19 protein-coding genes are annotated in these 19,446 nt (G+C 64.6%); 10 read left to right on the top strand and 9 right to left on the bottom strand.

Annotated features, from left to right (window positions below):
- Positions 1–18 precede the first annotated feature (18 nt).
- From FXB41_RS24505 to FXB41_RS24525, 5 genes are all read left to right on the top strand, one after another.
- The gene (locus FXB41_RS24505) at positions 19–1,470 is read left to right on the top strand and encodes a DUF1800 domain-containing protein (protein WP_219683487.1); all 1,452 of its coding nucleotides are present in this window, start codon (positions 19–21) and stop codon (positions 1,468–1,470) included.
- Positions 1,471–1,472: 2 nt separating this feature from the next.
- Complete coding sequence (locus FXB41_RS24510) at positions 1,473–2,723, top strand: DUF1501 domain-containing protein (RefSeq protein WP_219683488.1); 1,251 nt, start codon at positions 1,473–1,475, stop codon at positions 2,721–2,723.
- A gap of 30 nt (positions 2,724–2,753) precedes the next feature.
- Positions 2,754–2,978: a hypothetical protein gene (locus tag FXB41_RS24515; RefSeq protein WP_219683489.1), complete on the top strand. Its 225-nt coding sequence runs from the start codon at positions 2,754–2,756 to the stop codon at positions 2,976–2,978.
- Between the two features lie 94 nt (positions 2,979–3,072).
- A complete protein-coding gene (locus FXB41_RS24520; RefSeq protein WP_219683490.1) occupies positions 3,073–3,588 on the top strand; it encodes a septal ring lytic transglycosylase RlpA family protein in 516 nt (171 codons plus the stop codon).
- 111 nt (positions 3,589–3,699) lie between these two features.
- A complete protein-coding gene (locus FXB41_RS24525; RefSeq protein ID WP_198288273.1) occupies positions 3,700–3,855 on the top strand; it encodes a hypothetical protein in 156 nt (51 codons plus the stop codon).
- Between the two features lie 20 nt (positions 3,856–3,875).
- Here FXB41_RS24525 and FXB41_RS24530 read toward each other — a convergent pair whose 3' ends face one another.
- From FXB41_RS24530 to FXB41_RS24540, 3 genes are all read right to left on the bottom strand, one after another.
- The gene (locus tag FXB41_RS24530; protein ID WP_007601056.1) at positions 3,876–4,181 is read right to left on the bottom strand and encodes a hypothetical protein; all 306 of its coding nucleotides are present in this window, start codon (positions 4,179–4,181) and stop codon (positions 3,876–3,878) included.
- 86 nt (positions 4,182–4,267) lie between these two features.
- A complete protein-coding gene (locus FXB41_RS24535) occupies positions 4,268–4,540 on the bottom strand; it encodes a hypothetical protein (RefSeq protein WP_007601058.1) in 273 nt (90 codons plus the stop codon).
- A 129-nt stretch (positions 4,541–4,669) separates the two neighbouring features.
- Entirely contained in the window at positions 4,670–7,360 is a 2,691-nt protein-coding gene (locus FXB41_RS24540; RefSeq protein WP_007601060.1) for a flavin-containing monooxygenase, read from the bottom strand.
- Positions 7,361–7,551: 191 nt separating this feature from the next.
- Here FXB41_RS24540 and FXB41_RS24545 point away from each other — a divergent pair, with 191 nt between their 5' ends.
- Complete coding sequence (locus tag FXB41_RS24545) at positions 7,552–7,797, top strand: hypothetical protein (protein WP_007601066.1); 246 nt, start codon at positions 7,552–7,554, stop codon at positions 7,795–7,797.
- An 81-nt stretch (positions 7,798–7,878) separates the two neighbouring features.
- Entirely contained in the window at positions 7,879–9,339 is a 1,461-nt protein-coding gene (locus tag FXB41_RS24550; RefSeq protein WP_219683491.1) for a carboxylesterase/lipase family protein, read from the top strand.
- Positions 9,340–9,356: 17 nt separating this feature from the next.
- Here FXB41_RS24550 and FXB41_RS24555 read toward each other — a convergent pair whose 3' ends face one another.
- Positions 9,357–9,536 carry a hypothetical protein gene (locus FXB41_RS24555; protein WP_007601069.1) on the bottom strand — a complete coding sequence of 60 codons (180 nt, stop codon included), beginning with the start codon at positions 9,534–9,536 and terminating at the stop codon, positions 9,357–9,359.
- A 156-nt stretch (positions 9,537–9,692) separates the two neighbouring features.
- Between FXB41_RS24555 and FXB41_RS24560 the strand changes: the two genes are divergently transcribed.
- Positions 9,693–10,487, top strand: a complete 795-nt coding sequence (locus FXB41_RS24560; protein WP_219683492.1) for a DODA-type extradiol aromatic ring-opening family dioxygenase — start codon at positions 9,693–9,695, stop codon at positions 10,485–10,487.
- A 96-nt stretch (positions 10,488–10,583) separates the two neighbouring features.
- On the opposite strand, the gene FXB41_RS24565 is transcribed toward FXB41_RS24560, so the two are convergent.
- Genes FXB41_RS24565 through glgC form a run of 3 tightly spaced genes read right to left on the bottom strand, consistent with a single transcriptional unit; the run spans position 10,584 to position 13,594 of the window.
- Positions 10,584–10,844: an SWEET family sugar transporter gene (locus FXB41_RS24565; protein ID WP_007601071.1), complete on the bottom strand. Its 261-nt coding sequence runs from the start codon at positions 10,842–10,844 to the stop codon at positions 10,584–10,586.
- 36 nt (positions 10,845–10,880) lie between these two features.
- Entirely contained in the window at positions 10,881–12,335 is a 1,455-nt protein-coding gene (gene glgA, locus FXB41_RS24570) for a glycogen synthase GlgA (protein WP_219683493.1), read from the bottom strand.
- Positions 12,332–13,594: a glucose-1-phosphate adenylyltransferase gene (glgC, locus tag FXB41_RS24575; protein WP_007601076.1), complete on the bottom strand. Its 1,263-nt coding sequence runs from the start codon at positions 13,592–13,594 to the stop codon at positions 12,332–12,334. The genes glgA and glgC overlap by 4 nt, the downstream gene beginning before the upstream one ends.
- A 335-nt stretch (positions 13,595–13,929) precedes the next feature.
- On the opposite strand from glgC, the gene FXB41_RS24580 reads away from it, so the two are divergent.
- Positions 13,930–14,367: a hypothetical protein gene (locus tag FXB41_RS24580; protein ID WP_007601077.1), complete on the top strand. Its 438-nt coding sequence runs from the start codon at positions 13,930–13,932 to the stop codon at positions 14,365–14,367.
- A gap of 204 nt (positions 14,368–14,571) precedes the next feature.
- Here FXB41_RS24580 and FXB41_RS24585 read toward each other — a convergent pair whose 3' ends face one another.
- Positions 14,572–14,751, bottom strand: a complete 180-nt coding sequence (locus FXB41_RS24585) for a hypothetical protein (protein ID WP_007601079.1) — start codon at positions 14,749–14,751, stop codon at positions 14,572–14,574.
- 202 nt (positions 14,752–14,953) lie between these two features.
- Between FXB41_RS24585 and FXB41_RS24590 the strand changes: the two genes are divergently transcribed.
- Positions 14,954–18,025 (top strand): ATP-binding protein, encoded by a 3,072-nt coding sequence (locus tag FXB41_RS24590; RefSeq protein WP_219683494.1) that lies wholly within the window; start codon positions 14,954–14,956, stop codon positions 18,023–18,025.
- 5 nt (positions 18,026–18,030) lie between these two features.
- Here the strand turns inward: FXB41_RS24590 and FXB41_RS24595 are convergent, their stop codons facing one another.
- Positions 18,031–19,125 (bottom strand): catalase family protein, encoded by a 1,095-nt coding sequence (locus tag FXB41_RS24595; RefSeq protein ID WP_219683495.1) that lies wholly within the window; start codon positions 19,123–19,125, stop codon positions 18,031–18,033.
- Positions 19,126–19,446: the final 321 nt, after the last annotated feature.

Raw genomic sequence — 19,446 nt, forward strand, 5'->3', positions numbered from 1 at the left:
AAGAATTAGGCATTCGTTATGAGCAGTTCTGCAAAGGCCGATTCTGTGCTGGCGCTTCATCGCTTCGGAATGGGGCCGCGTCCGGGATCGATTGCGGCTGTCGGGACCGACCCGCGTGGCGCGCTGATCGCCGAGCTCGACCGTCCGCTCGTCCTGAACGCTGCCGCCACCCTCCCCTCCAGCGCAAAGGCCTATCGCACCGTGGCCGATGCCAATGCGCGGCGCACGGCGCGCGCCAAGCAGGCCCAGCAGCAGGCTAAAAAGCAGCAGGTGGCGGCGACGCCGACCATGTCGGAAGACCAGACGCAAGGGCAGGTAGCGGACAAGGACGCCGCCGAGATGGCGGCCAAGCAGGCAGCCGACGCCATTCCCGATCCCGGACGTCCGATCTATTTGCAGGAAGCCAAGGTGCGCACCGAAGCTGCGCTTTCCGCCGACATCGGTTTCGCCGAGCGGCTGGTGTGGTTCTGGTCCAACCATTTCTGCGTCTCGGCCAACCGGATCCAGAGCATGTCCGGCGCCTATGAGCGCGAAGCCGTTCGCGCAAATGCGCTCGGCCGCTTCGTCGATCTCCTGCTGGCCGTCGAGGGTCATCCGGCGATGCTGGTCTATCTCGACAATCTTGGTTCGATGGGCGCGAATTCGACGGCCGGCATCAACCGTAGCAGCGGCCTCAACGAAAACTTCGCGCGCGAGATCATGGAGCTGCATACGCTCGGCGTGCGCGCCGGCTACACCCAGGACGACGTCATCAGCTTCGCCAATGTGCTGACCGGCTGGACGCTGGTGCCGCCGGGCGCCGATCCTCAGCACGGCGGCGATTTCACCTTCAATCCGCGGCTGCACGAGCCCGGCGGACAGACCGTGCTGGGCAAACGCTACGAGCAGGAGGATGCCGAGCAGGGCCGCGCCGTGTTGCGCGACCTCGCCGCCCATCCCGCGACCGCGACCCATGTCGCGACAAAACTCGCGCGCCATTTCGTCGCCGACGATCCGTCGCCGGTGCTCGTCGAGCAGATGGCAAGGACCTTTCGCGACACCGAGGGCGATCTCAAGCAGGTCGCGATTGCGATGGTGTCCTCGGACGAGGCCTGGCGCGGGCCGCCGTCGAAGCTCAAGCGTCCCGGGGAATGGGTCGTCGGCATGGTGCGTGCGACCGGCATCACGGTCGTCGATCCCGTCCGCTTCACCGGCGGCCAGGAGCTGCTCGGTGAGGCGCTGTGGCGTCCGTCGGCGCCGAAGGGCTATCCGGATGACGAGCCCAGCTGGATCGACGGCGTCGGCCGGCGGCTCGACGTCGCCAACAATTTCGCCGAGCGCATCACCGGCATGGCCGATCCGCAAGTGATCATCGAAGACGTCTTCGCATCGGAGATAGCGCCCGAGGTGAAGCAGGCGGTCAGCCGTGCCGAGAGCCGGCAGCAGGCGTTGGCGCTCTTGTTCATGTCGGCGGATTTTCAGAGGAGGTGAGCATGGGCGTCGTCAATCATTTGCCCACGCGGCGCGAGCTTCTGGTCGGGTCCGGCGCGCTGTTCGCGTGGAGCCAGATGCCTGGGATCGCGCGCGCCGAAGGGCGCGATCCGCGACTGCTGGTCATCGTGCTGCGCGGAGCGCTCGACGGCCTCGGCGCGGTTGCGCCGGTCGGCGATCCCGACTGGATTTCCTTGCGCGGCGATCGTGCGCTGGTGCTGGACGGCAAGCCGCCAGCGCTGCCGCTCGATGCCTTCTTCGCGCTCAATCCTGCGATGCCGAATCTGCATCGGCTCTACAAGAGCGGCAAGGCTGCCATCGTCCATGCCACCGCGACGCCCTATCGCGAGCGTTCGCATTTCGACGGCCAGGACGTGCTGGAAAGCGGGCTCGTCAAGCCCGGCATGACCAGCTCGGGATGGCTCAACCGCGCGCTGCTCGCGCTGGAATCCGGCGGGCGTGTCGACCCGCGCGGCAGCCGCGCGCTCGGCATCGGCTCCGTGACGCCGCTGGTGGTGCGCGGTTCGGCGCCCGTCATGACGTGGGTGCCGCAGCGATTGTTGCCGGCGAGCGAGGACACGCAGAACCGCCTGCTCGATCTCTACCAGCACACCGATCCGAAGCTTGCGACCGTGCTCCAGGCGCGCATGAAGCTCGCTTCGCTCGGCGGCGCATTGGGCACGGGCGATCCGATGTCTGACGATCCGACCTTGGCGCCGCCCGGCATCGCGCGCGTCCGCGCCTACTTCGCCGAAGCCGCCGGCACGGCCGCGCGCTATCTCGCCAAGCCCGACGGTCCGCGCGTCGGCGCCATGGGCTTCGTCGGCTGGGATACGCACATCGCCGAGGGCGCGGCCTCGGGCCAGCTCTACAATCTGCTCGGCGCGCTCGACGGCGCCTTTGCCGCAATCGAGAGCAACATGGGCGAAGCGTGGCGCGAGACAGTCGTGGCCGTTGTCACGGAGTTCGGGCGAACCGCGCGCATCAACGGTACGCAGGGCACGGACCACGGCACGGGCACGGTCGCCTTCCTGATCGGCGGCGGGCTCACCGGTGGCCGCGTGATCGCGGACTGGCCGGGCCTGAAGCCGGCGCAACTCTTCGAGGATCGCGATCTCAAGCCGACCACGGATTTGCGCGCAGTGTTGAAGGGCCTGCTGAGGGATCATCTGCGTGTCGAGGAGAAGGTGCTCGCAGACGCCGTCTTCCCGGGCAGCGCCGACGTCAGGCCGATGGGAGGCCTCGTCGGCTGACGGCGCGGCTCTCGCAACCGGATCGGGTTCATGATGTGCACGCTGACACAACGGGAGCTCGACTTTCTCGCCAGCCTGAAGACCGGCTGGCGGCTGCTCTATCGGCGCGAGCTCGCGCGGCTGTTGAAGGGCGACGCCGAGCCTGGTGAGGTTCAACCGCAGACGCGCCCGATCGTCTGGCGCGTCGTATCGGGCTTATCCCAGGAGTCTGTCTCGATTCAGGACAAGCCAGTGTGGTGGAATCGTCACAGCTAAACGCGAAACGGCTGCGGCCTCAGGCGCGCTTTCGTTCCGACAAGGTTCTGCCCTCATTGCCCACCGAAACTCGGGGCCGTTCGGAGGGCGCATCATGTCTCGATTTGCACGTGCCGAAACTGCCCGGATTTCGCCGGCAACCCTGTGCCGGATCCTGCTCGCCATCATCGGCGCGGCGTCGCTTGCGGCGTGTGCGCAATCGCCGGTCGGCCGCCAGAAGGCCGATCTCGGCCCCCACCGCCAAGCCGCTGTCGAGCGCCCGCACAGGGTGGCGGCGCTGCATCCGCGTCCGATCAGCCGGGCGCGCGTCCCCGACGGTGATGCAAAGCAAAGCGTCTCGCATGGCGTCGCCAGTTTCTATTCGGACACGGAGACGGCAAGCGGCGAGCGGTTTGACAAGAACGAATTGACCGCGGCCCATCCCAGCCTGCCGTTCGGCACCAAGCTGCGCGTCACCGATGTCTCGTCCGGCCGGTTCGTGACCGTCAGGATCAACGATCGCGGGCCGTATGTTCGCGGACGCGTGGTCGACATCTCTCCCTCCGCGGCTGAGGCGCTCGGCATGGTCGACAAGGGTGTCACCAATGTCCGGCTCGACGTGGTGCGATAATTTGCAGTGACATCGATCCGAAATGCTGTGCTTAACCGACTGTTAGCCGCCTCCAGCGCACCATGGATACCGAGCAATTCGGGAATCCACCGAAGCAATTGGGGGCGGCGTTTGACCACGATCCAGTATCTCGAAGATCAGGCCGCACGCGCCGAGCGGCTGGCCAAACGGATCACGGATACATTGACGATCGAAAAGCTCCTGACCTTCGCGGGCGAACGCCGCCGCGAGATCGAGGTCATCGCCGGCAAGTACCGGCGCGCCTGATTTTCATCCTCCATGCACGCTCAGCTATGGCTCTCGACGAAGTCGCTGAGATAGTCGGGCAGCGTCACGCCATCGATGTCGCAGCGCGCCCGAATCTCGCCGGCGACGTCGGTCGAGATGTCCTTCATCCAGTGCTCGAGCGTGTTGAAGGAGATGACCTTGACGGGGTCGTTGAAGCAGCCGGCGACGAGTTCGCCAATCGTGGCGTCGAGATCGCTTCGCTCGACACGGATTTCGGTCGCCTTGTCGAGGCGGTCGATCACCACGAACAGGGTCTGGTCTGCGCCATAGGGCACGACCGGGGCTGGCACGCCGGCTTCAAGCATGTGAGGCACTCACGCCTTCGCTTCCGATCACCATCAACGGGAAAAACCGGAAGAAGGTTCCTGCGGTCAGCAAGCTTCTGCGAAGATCAGAGAAATTCGCGCAGGCGCGCCAGCTCGGTGATGTGCTCAGGCGAGAGGATGTCCGTGACCAGCGGCGGCTGCGCGATCGTGCGGATCTCATAGAGATGCCGGGTCGCCGCCGGCTTCGCCATGAACGCCGAGATGCATTCGTCGAGCGTGCCCTCGATCACCTGGTACGACGCTCGGTCCGACCGTCGCCGGTTCGCAAGCGATGGCCATTTATGCAGCACCGCAAGGACACCAAAATCGACCTTTGAATCCCCAACTACGTCCCCCATCGTCCCGCCTCACGCAAAAAGAACCCCGGCACACGATCCTGCGTACCGGGGCCTACACCCATTACTGCATCTCAATGCCACAGCACCAAACGCGATGACGGGGAAATAGTTCCCGGCCAATGTTCGCTTTCAGCTCGCGGCCGCGGCGATTCTATGCCCTGGGCCGGTGTGACTGTGGCTGGTCTCATCGCCGCGACCAACTTCGGGCGGAAGCCCGGCGAAGCGCCGCAAGGCCTCGGCCATCTGCACCCGGCCGGAGACCCCGGTGATCACCACGTCCACCATGGTGAACGACGAATGGAAATGGCCGCGCGCCCTAAGTTGCTCGACCGGGACGCCGGCGGCAGCCATTTTCTCGGCATAGGCGATGCCTTCGTCACGCAGGGGGTCGAATTCGCAGGTGACGACGAAGGCCGGCGGCAACCCTGAGACCTTGCCGCGGAGCGGCGAGACGCGCGGATCGGTGCGGTCGGCCGGCGAGCAATAGAGGTCCCAGAACCAGTACATTAGCGACCGGGTCAGGAAATAGCCGGTCGCATTGTCGTTGTAGGAGGGGCGGTCGAAGCTGCAGTCGGTGACCGGGCAGATCAGGAGCTGACCCGCGATATCAGGGCCGCCGCGATCGCGCGCAAGCTGGCAGGTGACGGCGGCGATGTTGCCGCCGGCGCTCCAGCCCGCGACCAGCACCGGGCCCGGCCTGCCGCCGAGCTCGGCGGCGTGCTCCGCGATCCAGCGCGTCGCCGCGTAGCCGTCTTCGGCCGCGGCCGGGAAACGATGCTCGGGCGCATGACGATAGCCGACGCTGACGAGCATCATGCCGGTCCGCCGCACCATGTCGCGGCAGAACGGCTCGTCGGATTGCTCGTCGCCGAGCACCCAGCCGCCGCCGTGGAAATAGACCACGACCGGATGCGGCCCCGGTGTTGCCGGCCGGTACACCCGGTAGGGCAGCGGGCCGTCGGCGCCGGGCAGGGTGCCGTCGACGATCTCGCCGATCGGCCGTCCAGCCGGGCGGCCCTTGTTGAACTCGTCGACGAAGGCGCGAGCGCCGAGCGCGCCCATCGACTCTATCGGCGGCAGGTTGAGCGACGCCAGCAGGTTCAGCACCAGCCGCACATCTGGCTGGAGGCGCACCACCTCGCCGTCATTGCATTGCGCGGCGACATCGGGGCCGGTCAGCTTGAAGCCGAGCATGCCCCGGCTGACGACCTCGTCGCAGATGCTGCGATAGGGACCGACACCGCCGGTATAGGGCATCAGCCCCTGCACCTTGCCGGGAACGTTGGCGCCGGTGTACCAGGTGTTGGCGAGCCGGTGCAGCGTCACCATCGAGCAGTCGGCCATGTGCCTGCCCCAGCCGGCCTGCGCCGTCGCGGTCGGCTCGATCGTGGTGAAGCCGGCGTCGCGCAATGCTGCGAGACGATCGACCACCCAGTCGACATGCTGTTCGATCGACACTGCCATGTTCGACAGCACCGACGGGCTGCCGGGGCCGGTGATCATGAAGAAGTTCGGGAAGCCTGCGACGGTGAGCCCGAGATAGGTCTGCGGCCCCTGCGCCCAGACATCGGTGAGCGATCTGCCGCCGCGTCCGCTGATCGGGTGCACGGCGCGGATCGCGCCGGTCATGGCGTCGAAGCCGGTCGCGAACACGATCACGTCAACGTCGACGATGCGCCTCGACGTCGTGATGCCGCTTGCGGTGATCGCCTTGATCGGTTCCTGACGCAGATTGACCAGCGTGACGTTCGGCCGGTTGTAGGTCGCGTAATAATTGGTATCGAGGCAGGGGCGTTTGGCGCCGAACGGATGATCGTCCGGCATCAGCGCCGCGGCGGTCTCGGGGTCTTTGACGGCGGCGCGGATCTTCTCGCGGATCAGGTCCTGGACGATCTTGTTGCCGTCGATGTCGACCGCTTGGTCGGCCCAGAGCTGGGTCAGGATGTGGACGAGGTCGCCGGCCGCCCAGGCGCGTTCGAACCGCTCACGACGCTCGGCATCGCTTAATTGCCAGCTCACGACCGTCTGCTGCGGATAGGGCACGCCGGCCATCGACTGGCGCGCCTGCTCGCGATAGGCCGCGCGATCGCCTTGCAGCAGGCTCATGCGATCGGAAGGCGCAGGGCCGTTATGCGCCGGTAATGCGAAATTCGGCGTGCGCTGGAACACGGTCACGTGTGCGGCCTGTTCGGCGATCAGCGGGATCGATTGGATGGCCGACGATCCCGTGCCGATCACCGCGACGCGTTTTCCCGCGAGATTGACGCCGTCATGCGGCCAGCGTCCGGTGAAATAGACCTCGCCCTTGAAGTCCTTGACGCCGTCGATCTCCGGCGGCTTCGGCGCCGAGAGGCAGCCGGTGGCCATGATGTAATGGCGGCAGGAGACCGCTGCGCCATTGTCGGTGGTGAGCTGCCAGCGTTCGGTGGCCTCGTCCCATTTCGCTTCCGTGACTTTGGTCTTGAAGCGGATGTCACGCCTGAGATCATAGCGGTCGGCGACGAAGCCGAGATAGCGCAGGATCTCCGGCTGGGTCGCGTATTTCTCCGACCAGGTCCAGGCGGTCTCGAGATCGGGATCGAAGGTGTAGCTGTAATCGATGGTCTGGATATCGCAGCGCGCGCCGGGATATCGGTTCCAGTACCAGGTGCCGCCGACGTCGCCGGCTTCTTCGAGGCCGACCGCCGTCAGGCCGGCCTTGCGCAGCCGATGGAGAAGATAGAGGCCGGCAAATCCGGCACCGACCACGGCAACATCGACCTGCTGGCTGGTTCCGCGCCCCGCGTCAGAGGCACGCGCAGCAACCATTGCATCAGGCATGGCATTTCCTCCCGTCTGTTTTGTTTTGCCGGCAGGCTATCGCTGCAGGTTCGGCTTGTCATCACGGCATGTGCAATCTTCGGTAGCCATTTGCGGCGTCATCATGGCCGCGTGAATGTTGCGGCAGCACACGCATCGCGATGCACAATGGCCGTGATTTCCCGGGCTAATCAGGGTCGATCCACCTGTGTATGCTCTTGTTTTTGCCACGCGTGCCGACGGGCGTCATGACAGAGTTGAGTGAACGGACCAAAGCGAACATGGACGTCGTCCTTGAGGAGACGTGCCGCCAACTGCCGCACGGCGGCGATCACGACAGCCGCAGGTTCATCGCCCAGCGGCTGATCGAGGCAGCGCAGTCCGGTCACACCACGCTCGGTGAACTCGGCATCATCGCACGGCACGCACTGGCGGAGCTTGCGGCCAAGCGGAGCTAGGCGCAGCCGCGGCGCTTGCCTCGCAGCGGGCCACGGACATAACCTGCCCAAAATCCTTCCGCGCATCGAGATGCTCCGAAGATGCGGTCCGTGTTCGCGCTGTTTGCGACGTCTCTCGTCCTCTGTTGCGCCGGCTCGGCCGTGGCCCAGCCGGTCGGCCAATTTCCATTTGCGCTGACGCGCGAAGGACAGATGCTTGGCGCCGTCGAAGGCGAGATAGCCTCGTTCAAGGGGCTGGCCTATGCGGCCGCGCCGATCGGGCCGCTGCGCTGGCGTCCGCCGCAGGCCGCGCCCGAGAGTTCGGAGATGCGCACCGCCTATGCCTATGGCGCGCCGTGTCTTCAGCCCTCGCTGCCGGGTTCGAGCGAGGATTGCCTGACGCTGAACGTGTTCCGTCCGTTTGGGGTCGACGGCCCGCTGCCGGTGATGATGTTCATCCACGACGGCGCTTTCGTCAGCGGCACCGCGAATGATCCGCTGTTCGATGGTGCCAGGCTCGCGCAAGCCGGCGTCATCGTGGTGACCGTGAATTTTCGCCTCGGCGCGTTCGGCTGGCTCAGCGATCCCGCGCTGTCGGAAGGCGGCTCCGGTAATTACGGCCTGATGGACCAGATCGCGGCGCTGCATTGGGTGCACGACAACATCGCGGCCTTCGGCGGCGATCCCGCCAACGTCACCTTGTTCGGCAGTGGCGCAGGCGCGACCTCGATCGCGCTGCTGATGCTGTCTGAGCAATCGCGCGATCTCTTCCAGAGAGCCATTCTGCAATCGATCCCCGGCCGTGCGCGCCTGCGTTCGGCACAAGAGGCCGAGATTGTGGGTCGGCAATTCATGGCGGCGATGGGGCGACAGGCCGACTTGCGCGCAGCCGAGCCGCGACGCCTGCTTGCCGTCGAAAAACATCTCCTGGAAAAATCACCGCGCAGCTTTGGGCCGACGATCGATGGAAGTCTGGTGAGCGAGGATGTCGCCGCGGGCTTCGCGGCCGGACATGAGAGCCGCATTCCCTTGATCATCGGCTCGAACGACGACGAGACCGGTTTCGACGACGAGCTGGATATCCGGGAAGAGCTGGCATCGTCAGGCACCACCAGCGATGAGCTGCGCAGGCTCTATTCTGACCTCGCCAGATCTTCCAGCCGCGCGGCAAGGTTTTACACCGACAAGATCTTCTCCGAGCCGGTGAGACTGCTGGCGCGCCTGCACGCCGCCAGCGGTGCGCCCACCTTTCGCTATCGCTTCGCCTATGTGCCGGAGGCACGGCGCGCCAACCCCGAGGGCGGTCACGGGCGGGAATTGCAGTTCATCTTCGGCGTGGAAGGCATGCCGGGTGCGGGCATCCTGTCACGAGCCGATCGCGAGGTCGCAAATCGCATGCGTGCCTACTGGATCAATTTCGCCAAGAGCGGCGATCCCAACGGTGCGGACCTGCCCCATTGGGACGCGGCCGCAGGCAGCGATCGCCTGCTGCTGATCACGAACGATCGCATCGCGAGCGGAGACGACCCCTGGTCGGAGCGCCTGGACCGGTTCGGGCGTTAGGGCAGGTTGAGTTGGATTTAAGCCGCGAGTTCGACGCGCGGCGCCGGGCTCAGCCGGTCTTCCTCCAGATAATCCATCGCGCCGTCTTTCTCGACGGCATAGAATTGCTGGCCTTCCTTCGACTTGTAGGCGGCGCGAACGACGCCGCGGCGGCCCTTGTCGCTGTTGACCACGTCCCCCAACGCAAACTTCTTCATTTCACGTCCCTGGCTGCTGGCCGACTCCTTCGGCTACCCCCCGGATTCTGGGCGAAAAATCGTTAACGTCTTGCTAACCATACGGGTTTGCCTATGCTCGCGGCCGATCGCGCGGGCAGCTCGCACGCGCGTTGCCAATGAAACGAGCCTTCGCTCATGGTGCGATTTCCGACCTTCTTCCTGTCGCATGGCGGCGGTCCCTGGCCGTTCATGGAAGACAGGCGGGTGCAATATGCGAAAACCGTCGGGGCGTTCGGCCAGCTGCCGCAGCTCTTGCCGGAGAGGCCGAAGGCCGTGCTCGTCATATCAGGACATTGGGAGGCTGACGCCTTCACCGTGTCCACCTCGGCGCATCCGCCGATGGTGTACGATTATCACGGTTTTCCCGAGCACACCTACCACCTCAAATATCCGGCGCCGGGGCGGCCCGAGCTCGCCGCCGAGGTGAAGGCGCTGCTCATGCGCGCGGGCGTCGATTGCCGGGAGGATCCCAACCAGGGCTTCGATCACGGCACCTTCGTGCCGCTCGGGCTGATGTATCCGAACGCCGACATGCCGATCGTGCTGCTGTCGCTGAGATCGACTTACGATCCGGCCGAGCACATCAGGGTGGGCCAGGCCATCACTTCGCTGCGGGACGAAGGCATTCTGATCGTCGGCAGCGGGCTGACCTATCACAACATGCGCGGGTTCGGCCGTGCCGAGTCGAAGCCGGTCTCGTATGATTTCGAGGCGTATCTGAACGAGGCGATCAGCCACAAGGACGCGGCGCGCCGCAACGCGATGCTGGTTGACTGGGAGAATGCACCGAGCGCGCGCCTGGCCCATCCGCGCGAAGATCATCTGCTGCCGCTGATGGTAGCCGCCGGCGCCGCCGGCAGCGACGCGGGCAAGCGGGTCTTCGTCGACGAGGTCGCGAATGTCGCGATGGCGTCGTATGTGTTCGGATGAATCGTAGGGTGGATTAGCGAAGCGTAATCCACCATCGGGCCGCAATGAAGGCGGCGGATTACGCCTTCGGCCAATCCGCCCTACGCAGCTTCGAGCTCACCCGTATTTCAGCTTCATGAACAGGATGCCGCCGGCGAGCACGATGGTGATGGCGTTTGCGGCGACGAGGGGCGCGTCGCCCGACAGCAGGCCGTAGACGAGCCAGAGCGCCAGCCCCAGCACCATGACCAGGAACATGCCGAGCGAAATATCGCCGGTGGAGCGGGTCTTCCACACTTTGATGGCTTGCGGCGCGTAGGCCACGGTGGTGCAGGTCGCGGCGGCAAAGCCGATCAGCTTGATCAAGAACGGGTCCATGACGGCTCTATAGCATTGATTCGACGATGTCGTGCCTCAGGCGCGCGCGGTCATGAGGCCGCGATAGAGCGCGGCATAGTCACCGGCGCGGTTGCGCCAGGACACGTCGGTCGCAAGGCCGCTCAGTTGCAGGCGGCGCCAGGTCAGCTTGTCGTGGAAGGCGATGTTGGCCTTGCGCAGCGTGCCGGCGAGAGCATCCGCAGTCACAGGACCGAACTTGAAGCCGGTGGCGTCCTGGCCCGATTTATCGGCCTCGCCGATATCGACGATGGTATCCTCGAGGCCGCCAACGCGCGAAACGATGGGCACGGCGCCGTAGCGCAACGCGCAGAGTTGGGTCAGGCCGCACGGCTCGAACCGCGAGGGCACGATGAGCGCGTCCGCGCCGGCCTGGATCAGATGCGCCATGATCTCGTCGTAGCCGATCACGACTCCGATCCGGCCAGGGTGCGCGCGCGCAACGGCCTGATAACGATCCTGGAGATCGCGGTCGCCGCTGCCGAGCAGCGCGAGCTGCATGCCTTCGCGCAAAATGGTCGGGATGGCCTCGAGCAGGAGATCGAGCCCCTTCTGCCAGGACAGGCGGCTGATGACGCCGAGCAATGGCGCTTCGTCCGAGGAATCCAGATTGAACTGTTGCTGAAGCAACGCCTTGTTGGCGGCCCGGAACGTGAGGTCCTCCGCGCCGAAGCGGTAGGCGATGTGCGGATCTTCTTGCGGATTCCAAACGGATACATCGATGCCGTTGAGGATTCCGCTCAGCACGTTGGCGCGGGCGCGAAGCAGGCCGCCGAACCCCATGCCGCCCTCGTCGGTCTGGATCTCCTGCGCATAGGTCGGCGAGACCGTGGTGATGCGATCGGCGAATTGCAGGCCGGCCTTCAAAAAACTAATGCCGCCGAAATATTCGAGGTCGTTGACGCCATAGGCGCGCCAGGGCAGGCCAATCGAACCGATCAGCTCGGGCGCGAACTTGCCCTGATAGGCCATGTTGTGGATGGTCATCACGGTGGCGGGCCGCGGCCGGTTGTCGTAGTGCAGATAGGCCGGCGCCAGCCCGGCCTGCCAATCGTGGGCATGCACCACGTCGGGCACGAAGGCAGGAACGAGGCCGTGGCCGATATCGGCCGCGATGCGCGACAGCGCGGCGAACCGCACGCCATTGTCCGCCCAGTCGACGCCTTCGGCCGTCACGTAGGGGTTGCCAGGCCGTGCGTAGAGATGCGGCACGTCGAGCACGAACAGATCGAGGCCGTCATGCGAGCCGGCGAGCAGACGTCCGGGTCCGCCGAAATAATCCGGCCAGCGCCGGATTTCGTCGGCTCCCCCCAGCACCCGCATCACGTCCGGATAGCCCGGCATCAGCGTGCGCATCTCGACGCCATGCGCCTTGAGCGCAATCGGCAGCGCGCCCGCGACATCGGCGAGGCCGCCGGTCTTGACGATGGGATAGACTTCAGAGGCGACCGCGAGGACGCGAACAGGCGTCATGTATTGAGCCTGTCGAGCATCGGCTGGGTGATGAGCGAAATGCCCTGCTCGGTGGTGCGGAAGCGTCTTGCGTCCAATTCGGGATCTTCGCCGACGACGAGCCCTTCCGGGATCTCGACGCCGCGATCGATCACGACGTTCTTCAGGCGCGCGCCGCGGCCGACATTGACGTAGGGCATGATCACGGCGTTCTCGACATTGGCGTAGGAGTTGACGCGCACGCCGGTGAACAGCAGTGAGCGCCGCAGCGAGGCGCCGGAAATGATGCAGCCTCCCGAGACCAGCGAGCTCACGGCCTGGCCGCGCCGGCTCTCCTCGTCGTGGACGAATTTTGCCGGTGGTGTGATCTCCGAATAGGACCAGATCGGCCAGGCGCTGTCGAACAAATCGAGCTCGGGCACTACGTCGGTAAGGTCGATATTGGCGGCCCAATAGGCGTCGACGGTGCCGACATCGCGCCAATAGGCGCGGGGGTCGCTGCCGGAGCGGACGCAGGAGGTCGAGTACTGGTGCGCCATGGCGCGGCCGTTCTTGACGAGGTAGGGGATGATGTCCCTGCCGAAATCGTGGTTGGAATTCGGATCCTCGGCGTCGCGCTTGAGCTCCTCGAACAGAAATTTCGCGTCGAACACGTAGATGCCCATGCTGGCGAGCGAGACGTCCGGCTTGCCCGGCATCGGCGGCGGATCTTTCGGCTTTTCCAGGAACTCTTTGATCCAGCCGTTCTCGTCGATATGCATGATGCCGAAGCCGGAAGATTCCTGGCGCGGCATCTCCAGGCACCCGACGGTGACGTCGGCGCCGCTGTCGACATGCTGGCGCAGCATCACCTCGTAATCCATTTTATAGATATGGTCGCCGGCGAGAACCACGATGAAACGGCAGGCGTGGGATTCGATGATGTCGATGTTCTGGTAGACCGCATCGGCCGTGCCGACGTACCACATGTTTTCGGAGACACGCTGGCTCGCCGGGAGGATGTCGAAGCTCTCGTTGCGCTCGGGACGGAAGAAGTTCCAGCCCATCTGAAGGTGCCGGATCAGGCTGTGCGCCTTGTACTGGGTGGCGACTGCGATGCGGCGGATGCCCGAGTTCACCGCGTTCGACAGTGCGAAATCGATGATGCGGGATTTTCCGCCGAAATAGACCGCGGGCTTGGCGCGTCGGTCGGTCAGCTCCAGGAGCCGGCTGCCGCGTCCGCCGGCCAGGACGAACGCCAGCGCCTGACGGGCAAGCGGCTCGGGTCTCGCGGCACTCATGTCATTCTCCCACAACTCTGGCGCTCGCGAGAAGCCTCCCGGCCGCGCTCATTTGGAACCGATAGTAACGGCACGAATAGTAAATCGGGAAGGTGGTTGTTGGTTGCGAATGCGCCGGAAGCTTAATGCTTTGCCGCGGTGATCGGACCCCAGGCACCGTCTTGCCGGTGTCACACGCGGTGAGGTTGTCGAGCCCGTCGGATACCGGTTGATCAGAATGGAGGCATGTGTCTTGTGCGGTGCACGCAAAACTCGAGGCTTTGACCTCGCGCCAGGATGCCCGATGATGGCGCTGCGATCCATGTCCAAGCCAAACGTCAGAAAGGAGTAAGACGATGAGGATCTGGAAAACGGCAGTCGCCTGTTCGCTCGCCGCTGCGGTCATAGCGGGAGGAATGGAGCAAGCCGCGGCGGCTCCGCTGCCCACCAATGTCGCAACCATGAAGGCCGCCGTCGGCGATGATGTCACGCAGGTGCACTGGCGCGGCCGAGGTTTTGGATGGGGTCTCGGCGGCCTTGCCGCTGGCGCGATCATCGCAGGAGCCATCGCCAGCAGCGCGCCTTACGGCTATGGCTACTATGGCGGCGGGCCCTACTACGGCGGCTACGGATATCCGGGCTATGGCTACGGTTATGGTTATGCGCCGGCCTATTACGGCTATGGTCCAGCCTATGCTTATCCGCGCTACTATCGGCCTTACCGCCCGTATTTCGGCCCTCGTTACGGCTACTACCGGCCGTATTACCGGCACTATCACCGCGCGTATTGGTGATCGATCAAACGGGCGGACCCGCTCGCCGCAGGGCGGCGACGCTGAAGAGGTTTGGGGGCTGCTGGACGCAAGCGGCCCGATCGGCTTGCGCGCGTTGAACCCGGTGATGCGGGACGACGAGCCGGCCATGCCCGCCCGCGACAATCCCGATGCAGATCGCGACGATGATCGCGATCTCGATGCACCATTCGAGCGGTCCCGAGCTCATGGCAGCGCGATCGTGTTGGCGAGATCGAACTCGGACAGGCCCGGGCCGCCGCACGCAAGGTAGATGGCGACGAGGAAGATGCGGCTGAGGACGGTGACGCCCAATATGACCCTGACGTCGTAATGGCGAATGGCCAAAGCGAGAGGCGGGATCGCCAAATGTTTTAAAATGCTCATGGCCAACTCCTTGCCAAAATTCAGGCATCGACTGCCTGTCGACTGAAATGACAGCGTGATGAAAAGGCCGTCCGACGACTTACCGGCGTCTCTGAAATGGACAGGCCGACGCTAGTACCGGCGCAGGGCGCAGGTCTTTAGCGTGCCCTTACATTTGGCTGAGCTTTGCCTTAAGATCAGGGATCATCCGGGGGTCGGAGCCGTGCGTACAGACGCGCTTGCCTTTGGTGAATTCCGCCTCGACCGGTCCAACGCGCTATTGTGGCGAGGCGGGGAGCGGATCGCGCTGGCGCCGAAGCCGTTCGAGGTTCTTTGCTATCTCGTCGGTCGGCCCGGTGAACTCGTCACCAAGGAAGAGTTGCTCGACGCAGTCTGGTCCGATCTGCACGTCAGCGAGTCGAGCCTCGCCGTTGCCGTGAATGCGCTACGCTCGGTGCTCGGCGACGACAGGCAGTCCCCTAATTACATCGAGACCGTCACGCGGCGCGGCTATCGCTTCATTGCGGCGGTCGCGACCGCCGACTCGCCCGCGATCGAGCGGGCGCCCGAAGAGGCGGCGGCGTCCGCCACGGAGCAAGTCGTTGATCGACGGCGGCACTGGAGGGTCGGGCGCACGGGCGCACTCGACACGCTGGACAAGGCGTTGCAACTCGCTCGTACCGGACAGCGTCAGGTCGTCTTCATCACCGGCGAGGCCGGGATCGGCAAGACAACCCTCTTGCAGATGACGCTCGACAGGATGAACCAGCAGGGACTGGGCGTGCTGCACTGTAGCTGCAACGAGTTGTTCGGCACCCATGAGGCCTTTCTTCCGCTGATCGGAGCGCTGAACGAGTGCTGCCGTCGAACCGACGGAGCATCGCTGCTGACGTCCATCCGCGAGCACGCGCCGACCTGGCTCGCGCAAATGCCCGGATTCCTCGGAGAAGCAGACCGGGCCGCATTCCAGCATGAGGTCTTTGGCGCAACCCGGGAGCGCATGCTGCGCGAATTTGCCGATCTCATGGAACATCTCGCTGTCACGCGACCATGGGTGATCATCCTGGAAGATCTGCATTGGAGCGACTTTGCCACCGTGGATGTGCTCTCCCGGCTTGCGCGCCGGGATCGGAGGGCTTCTATCCTCGTGCTGGCCACCTACCGGCCGATGGAAGTCGCCGTCGGCGGACATCCTATCCGTGCCGTTCACCAGGACTTGCGGATTCATGGACACGCCACCGAGCTCGCGCTCGATCGACTGACCGGCATCGACGTCGAACGCTATCTTTCGCTGCGCTTCAACTCGGCCGATTTCGCCAGAGAGCTGGTCGAGCGCATCTTCGCGCGAACCGGCGGGCATCCTCTGTTCGTGTCGTCTCTGCTCGATCATCTCGTGGCGCAAGGCGCGCTGGTCGAGCACGAATTGGGCTGGCGGCTGGTCAGCGAAGACGCGGCCTCGCATGACAGCATGCCGCGCGATCTGGAAGGAATGATCAAGCAGCAGATCGATCACCTCACCGTGGACGAGCGCTGCCTGCTCGAGGTCGCCAGTGCGGCGGGAGCGGAGTTTTCCGCGCTCCATATCGCCGGTGCGCTGGACCGTCCCGTGCTGGATGTCGAGCAGATGTGCGAGGACCTGGCACGGACCGATCGCATTATCGTCGTGGCTGGCATGACCGAGTGGCCGAACGGAGGCGTCTCCGGTCGCTATGCGTTCCAGCACGCGCTTTACCAGGAGATCCTCTACCAGCGGCTCGCGCCGGCGCGCCGCACGAAAACCCATGCGCTGCTTGGGGCGGGGCTCGAGCAGGGCTACGGGCCGCAGGCTGCGGAGATCGCCGCGATTGTCGCGCGCCACTTCGAACTGGGCCGCGATTTCCCGAAGGCGATGCATTATCTGGGCGCGGCGGCCGAGGGCTCGGCGCGAAGGTTCAGCACGCGCGAGGCCGCCAATTACCTGTCCCGCGCCTTGGAACTGGTGCCGCATCTGCCGCCGGAGTTTCAGGTGGCGACACGTCTGAAGTTGCTGCTTCAGCGCGCCTGGGCCTGGCGGGCTAGTGGAGATTTCCTGAATTCCCTGCAGGATCTCAGCGCAGTCGTCGCGCACGCGGCGGAGAACGGGCACGTGCGCGAAGAGGTGAACGCACTGGTCGATCTCAGCAGATTTTGTCTCTACGTCGATCGACGCCAGAGCCTGCCTGTTGCGGAACAGGCTCTTGTCAAGAGCAGGGCGATCGACGACGCCGCATTCAGTGCTCTGGTCCAGGGGAACGTTGCCAATTTGAAGCTGATGCTCCGCGGCTGGGATCGCGAGAATGCGGATCTTGCCGAGCATGCGTCAGCGCTGATCACCGGAGAGCAGGATCTGAGCATGCGGCTGCGACGCTGCTCGATGGAGATGGTGCTGGAGTTTCTGCGCGCGAATTATCCGGCCTGCTGCGATGCGACGATCCGGGGAAAGGAGCTCGCCCGCCTGGTCGGTGACGTCTATCTGTTCGTCCTCTATGAATCGGTCGAGGCGTTTGCCCAGATTTATCTCGGTGAATGGGGACGGGCGCAACGAAACGTCGTCTCCGCGTTGGCTATCTCGGAGCGGAATGCAAATCCGCAGGCCGTCGCGCTGTGTCATCTCACGATCGGATGGCTGTATTCCGAGGCGGAGGAATATGGCAGCGCGTCACGGCGTGCGGAGGATGCGCTCGGCCCGATGATCGAGGCCAATCCGTTCACCTTCTTCGTTGGCAGGAACCTGCTGGCGCGAGCTTATGTCAGGATGGGCGACCTGCCTCGGGCGCGGCAGCATCTCGATGCGATGGAGCGGCGAATGGAGGTCGACCGGGTGCCGATGGAGTCGCTGGTCATCCCCCACTATCTGCTGACTTGCTGCGACTATTGGATCGCGATTGGCGATCTGGACCGCGCCCAGAGCTCGGCCAACCAATTTCACGAGGTGACGAGCGCGGCACCCGACCGGCCGTTTCTCGCGCTGTGCTACGAGGCCATGGCGAGAATTGCGATCGTGAAGCAGGATACGCAACTCGCCGGCGAGCATTTGGCGGCGGCCATTTCGATTCTCCGGCATGCCAGGTTACCGCACGCCGCCTGGCGGGTTTATCGCACGACTGCGGTGGTCTATGAAAGCCTCGGACAAGCGCAAAGGGCTGCCAAGTGGCGGGACCGCTCCAGCCAGGTGATCGCATCGCTGGCAGAGACGCTTGATCCCGGCGATCCGCTGCGGTCGGCGTCTTTTTTCGACGCAGGCCGGGACACAGGGCCTCATCATGAGGGACGGTGATCGGCTCAGTTCGGCAGGTCCGCAATCTCTCGCGGTTCACCGGGCGGTTGCTTGACCTTGAAATGATTTTGCTGCTGCCGCAGCGTGCGGGAGGCACTGTAGGCATCCCTGCGCAACCGCATGATCGAGCCGAGCGGCTGATGCGCGGCGAGACATCGCCATGGGTCGAACGAAAGCACCTCGTCGGAATAGACGCGACGCGCGGGGCTGTCGGCGGTCTGGCGCGGAAGCGTGATCTTGCCGAGTGCTTGCGGCGGCGCGACGTCTTCGGGCCAGTCGATCGAGGCATCTTCGATCGGTGTTCGCTCCGGGTCGGTGCAGAGCTGGGCAAACAGTTCGTACTCGGCCGCATTGTCCTTGAAGAAGGCAACGACGCTGTTCAGCACGGCATCATCGGAATCGTGGCAGGGCTGGCCGGTGAGTTGGCGAACCGAGGCCGAGATCGGCACCAGGCGAAGCCTTGCGATATAGTCGCCAAACCGCAATGCTCCCTCCGTGTGAAAGGTTTCTCCGAGGATGTTGCTGCCGGCATCACCGAGCGCTTTCAAGACGATCGGGATCGGAATGCCTGTTCTGTCCGATGCGGCGACCAGCACGCGCGCGAGAAAGCCTATGGGTACGTACGCCAGATCAGGCAGGAACAGGGTGCGCTCGACGTTGTGCTGTGCGCGCATATAGGCCATCGCATCCGCGAAATAGCTGGGGTGATTGACGAGCAGAAGATCCTGGTTCGTCGAATCGTCGTCGCCGAGCGCCTTGGCCCCAGCCACGCCCAAGACCTTGATGGCAAACCCCCGCGGCGAGCGTACGCGATCGCTCCTGTTGAATGCGGTGGAGAGGCGGACGATGATCGGGAAGTGGCCGGCCTGCTTGAACAGGCCCTGGCGCAGATGATCCGGCAAATCCTCGTAGACGATCAGCTCGCCCCGGAGATAGCCGGCGCCCTTGGCGTGCTGCTGTCGGGTTCCGTGCTTGTCTTTGTGAAAAGTGCGATCGCTCGTTCGCGAAATCGAGGCAACGATCTCCTCGACGGCCGCCGCTTCCTCCGGCCGGATTTGTTCGACGGACGGATCGTAACGAAGATACTGATCGGCTGACATGGCGCTGATCTCCAGCCCGAAGGTCGCCTTCCCATTGCAAGCGTCGACGGCCGCAGGGCGGATCACTCTAAGCCCGTCCAGTCGGGATCGGCAACCCGAGAGCGAGTTGTGATTGCCTCGACAAGCCGTGGCATGAGGCATCCTGTTACCGACGCGATCACACGGTCGATGTTAGGCCAGCGGCGTCTCGTAAGTCCTTATGGGCTCCTTATGTTGTCCTGATCTTTTCCTTAAGGCCGGGCCGGCATCTAAAGCGACAGCCATACGATCAAGCTCATGCAGGCGAAATGCGCGAGCACGATCGCGGCGAGATGCAGCGGG

The organism is Bradyrhizobium canariense, from assembly GCF_019402665.1.
In the GTDB taxonomy this organism is placed as follows: domain Bacteria; phylum Pseudomonadota; class Alphaproteobacteria; order Rhizobiales; family Xanthobacteraceae; genus Bradyrhizobium; species Bradyrhizobium canariense.

What these genes read in the sequence shown, in the direction of transcription:
- FXB41_RS24510 (WP_219683488.1), top strand. Translation starts at nt 1,473, where the DNA reads ATGGGCGTCGTCAATCATTTGCCCACGCGGCGCGAGCTTCTGGTCGGG.
- FXB41_RS24540 (WP_007601060.1), bottom strand. Translation starts at nt 7,360, where the DNA reads ATGCCTGATGCAATGGTTGCTGCGCGTGCCTCTGACGCGGGGCGCGGA.
- FXB41_RS24515 (WP_219683489.1), top strand. Translation starts at nt 2,754, where the DNA reads ATGATGTGCACGCTGACACAACGGGAGCTCGACTTTCTCGCCAGCCTG.
- FXB41_RS24550 (WP_219683491.1), top strand. Translation starts at nt 7,879, where the DNA reads ATGCGGTCCGTGTTCGCGCTGTTTGCGACGTCTCTCGTCCTCTGTTGC.
- FXB41_RS24595 (WP_219683495.1), bottom strand. Translation starts at nt 19,125, where the DNA reads ATGTCAGCCGATCAGTATCTTCGTTACGATCCGTCCGTCGAACAAATC.
- FXB41_RS24530 (WP_007601056.1), bottom strand. Translation starts at nt 4,181, where the DNA reads ATGCTTGAAGCCGGCGTGCCAGCCCCGGTCGTGCCCTATGGCGCAGAC.
- glgA (WP_219683493.1), bottom strand. Translation starts at nt 12,335, where the DNA reads ATGACGCCTGTTCGCGTCCTCGCGGTCGCCTCTGAAGTCTATCCCATC.
- FXB41_RS24565 (WP_007601071.1), bottom strand. Translation starts at nt 10,844, where the DNA reads ATGGACCCGTTCTTGATCAAGCTGATCGGCTTTGCCGCCGCGACCTGC.
- FXB41_RS24560 (WP_219683492.1), top strand. Translation starts at nt 9,693, where the DNA reads ATGGTGCGATTTCCGACCTTCTTCCTGTCGCATGGCGGCGGTCCCTGG.
- FXB41_RS24545 (WP_007601066.1), top strand. Translation starts at nt 7,552, where the DNA reads ATGCTCTTGTTTTTGCCACGCGTGCCGACGGGCGTCATGACAGAGTTG.
- FXB41_RS24535 (WP_007601058.1), bottom strand. Translation starts at nt 4,540, where the DNA reads ATGGGGGACGTAGTTGGGGATTCAAAGGTCGATTTTGGTGTCCTTGCG.
- FXB41_RS24505 (WP_219683487.1), top strand. Translation starts at nt 19, where the DNA reads ATGAGCAGTTCTGCAAAGGCCGATTCTGTGCTGGCGCTTCATCGCTTC.
- FXB41_RS24520 (WP_219683490.1), top strand. Translation starts at nt 3,073, where the DNA reads ATGTCTCGATTTGCACGTGCCGAAACTGCCCGGATTTCGCCGGCAACC.
- FXB41_RS24585 (WP_007601079.1), bottom strand. Translation starts at nt 14,751, where the DNA reads ATGAGCATTTTAAAACATTTGGCGATCCCGCCTCTCGCTTTGGCCATT.
- glgC (WP_007601076.1), bottom strand. Translation starts at nt 13,594, where the DNA reads ATGAGTGCCGCGAGACCCGAGCCGCTTGCCCGTCAGGCGCTGGCGTTC.
- FXB41_RS24555 (WP_007601069.1), bottom strand. Translation starts at nt 9,536, where the DNA reads ATGAAGAAGTTTGCGTTGGGGGACGTGGTCAACAGCGACAAGGGCCGC.
- FXB41_RS24580 (WP_007601077.1), top strand. Translation starts at nt 13,930, where the DNA reads ATGAGGATCTGGAAAACGGCAGTCGCCTGTTCGCTCGCCGCTGCGGTC.